This is a genomic window from Dactylosporangium sp. NPDC049140 (genome assembly GCF_040648435.1).
Window position 1 is genome coordinate 7,658 of the sequence record NZ_JBEZDS010000073.1, and the last position, 2,563, is coordinate 10,220.

Sequence of the window (2,563 nt, forward strand, 5' to 3'; positions counted from 1 at the left end):
CCAGCCCAGCCGGCCCAGCCCAGCCGGCCCAGCCCAGCCGGCCCAGCCCAGCCGGCCCAGCCCAGCCGGCCCAGCCCAGCCGGCCCAGCCCAGCCAGCCCAGCCCAGCCCAGCCCAGCCCAGCCAGCCCAGCCAGCCCAGCCGTGCTCAGCCCAGCCGTGCTCAGCCCTGCCTTGCCCTGCCCTGCCCTGCCTTGCCCTGCCCTGCCTTGCCCTGCTTGCTTCGCCTCGCCTCGCGCGTAAACGTTCACCGGTTCATCTGTTCGTCTGTTCACCTGTCACTTCGCGCATAACGCTCATCGGTTCGCGCGTTCCGTTCATTCGGCCGGTCCCGTCGGTCGTCTTCTGCGCGTTCGGACTGTTCGTTTCGTCGTCGTGTTCGGTCGTCTTCTGCGCGTTCGGAATGTTCGTCCGTTCGCCCGCTTGTGCGCGTTGTGTTCGTTCGGCCGTCCCATCGATCGTCTTCTGCACGTTCGGTCTGTTCGTTTTGTCGTCGCGTTCGGCCGTGTTCTGCGCGTTCGGTCTGTTCGTTCGGCCGTCCGCTTGTGCGCGTTGTGTTCGTTCGGCCGTCGCTTCGGTCGTCCTCTGCACGTTCGATCTGTCTGGTCGGCTGTCGTTTTGTGCGCTGCGAGTGTCGGTTTGGCCGTCGCGTTGCGCGTCTGGGTCTGTCGGTTTCGTCGCCGCTTGCGGTCCGGCGGGTGTTGGTTCGGCCGCTCCCGAACGGTTCGCGGCTTAGCTTGGGGGCATGCTCACGCTTCCCGTTCCGGAGCCGGACGCCGCTCCCACCGGCATCGGCTGGCTGCGCGCCACCGTCAGTCGCTTCGCCAACGGCGCCGTCCATGCCCGCCGCCGCGCGATCGTTGACGAGCTTCTGGCCGGCATCGATCCCGCCGATCTGTCCCGGGCCTATGACGGGCATCCCGTTGCGCCGCTCGCCGAGGCGCTCGGAGTTGCCGGCGTGGTCGACGACGTGCGCATCGTTGCCGCGGCCTATCAGACCGGGGACACCGCGGCTGACGATGCGGTCGAGCGACTCGTCGCGGTGTTCGGCGGGGTGCGGGACGAGTGGACCGCCGCCCGTATCCAGCTGCTCGTGCAGGCCTGTGACGCGACCGCGACGCTGATCGAGCGGGCCCGGACCCGGCCGGTTGCTGAGGTGCTGCGTGACGACCCTCCGGTGGCCGCCACCCGCCGGGTCGCGCCGGACGGTTCGGTCGTCGCCGTGTCGCTGGCCGGGCGTCCGTTCGGCGAGGGGCCACGTGGCTGTCCCGGGCGTGCGCATGCCCTGGCGCTCGTGGAAGGGGCGCTCAAATGAACAGGCTGCACGTGTCCGTTCTGCCGACAGTGCTGTTCAAGAGGTGCGGGACGTGGTCGGGGCGGAGGGGGCGTGCGCACGCCTTGTTCGTGGAAGGAGCGCTGCACTCGTCCTGCGAGCCGCTGGTGCTGTCCAGCTTGTGGGACGTGGTCGGGGCGGAGGAGGGGGCGTGGGTACGCCTTGTTCGTGGAAGGAGCGCTGCACTCGTCCCGCGAGCCGCTGGTGCTGTCCAGCTTGTGGGACGTGGTCGGGGTGGGCGAGGAGTCGCGCGCCTGTCCGGAGTGCGCGAATGTCCCGGCGTCCGGGGCAGGGGTGCGCAATGAGCGAGTTTGGCGCGTTGCCCGTGTCCGGTGAGCGTTGCGGGCGCCGAGGACGTGGACGTCGTGCTGGCCTTGGGCGAACCGAACCGCTGGTGCTGGCCAAGGGTGTGCGACGTGGTCGGGGCGAGGAGGCTGCTGCGCAAATGCGCAGCAGCCGGTGGCGTTTTGTGGAAGGGGTGTTCGCATATGAGCGGGTTCGGTGAACTGCACATACCCGGTGAGCCGCTCGTGCTGCCCAACGTGTGGGACGTGGCCAGCGCTCGCATGTTCGTTGGCGCCGGGTTCGCCGCCGTTGGGACAACCAGTCTCGGGGTGGCTGCGAGCCTGGGGCTTCCCGACGGGGAAGGGGCCGCCGTCGACGAGACGGTCCGGCTCGTCGGGCGGCTCGCGGCGCTGCCGCTGTACGTCACCGCCGACCTCGAGCGCGGCTCCGTCCCCGCCGCCGTGGCCGCGGCGCAGGCGGGGGCCGCCGGGGTCAACCTCGAGGACGCGTACGGCGACCCCGACGTGCACGCCGCGCTCATCCGGAGCGTGAAGGACGCGGCGCCGTCGTTGTTCGTCAATGCGCGAACGGACACTCATTGGCTGCGCGACGGCGACATTGGTGAAGCGGTTCGACGCATTCGCATGTATCGGGACGCCGGGGCCGACGGGGTGTTCGTGCCCGGTGTCGCCGAGCCCGCCGACATCGCGCGGCTCGTCGCCGCGGTCGACGCGCCGGTGAACGTGCTCGCTCGGCCCGCCGGGCCGTCGGTGCGTGCGCTCGCCGAGCTGGGCGTGGCCCGGATCAGCATGGGGTCGCTGCTCTTCCGGGCCGCGCTCGCGGCGGCGGTGGAGACGGCTCTTGCGGTACAACTGGATCGGCCGCTGCGCGGGGACCTTCCGTCCTATCAGGACATCAACGCCTGAGTCCCCGCGCGGCGCACGAGT

At 70.6% G+C, this 2,563-nt stretch carries 3 protein-coding genes; 2 read left to right on the forward strand and 1 reads right to left on the reverse strand.

The genetic code is table 11. From position 1 onward, the window contains the following. Positions 1 to 253: 253 nt before the first annotated feature. On the reverse strand, positions 254 to 589 hold the full coding sequence (locus AB0B76_RS54210) for a hypothetical protein (RefSeq protein ID WP_360392770.1): 336 nt from the start codon (positions 587 to 589) through the stop codon (positions 254 to 256). A 154-nt stretch (positions 590 to 743) separates the two neighbouring features. Here AB0B76_RS54210 and AB0B76_RS54215 point away from each other — a divergent pair, with 154 nt between their 5' ends. Next, positions 744 to 1,313, forward strand: coding sequence for a hypothetical protein (locus AB0B76_RS54215; protein ID WP_360392772.1), 570 nt, complete (start codon positions 744 to 746; stop codon positions 1,311 to 1,313). Between the two features lie 374 nt (positions 1,314 to 1,687). Further along, the gene (locus tag AB0B76_RS54220; protein WP_360392775.1) at positions 1,688 to 2,542 is read left to right on the forward strand and encodes an isocitrate lyase/phosphoenolpyruvate mutase family protein; all 855 of its coding nucleotides are present in this window, start codon (positions 1,688 to 1,690) and stop codon (positions 2,540 to 2,542) included. Positions 2,543 to 2,563: the final 21 nt, after the last annotated feature.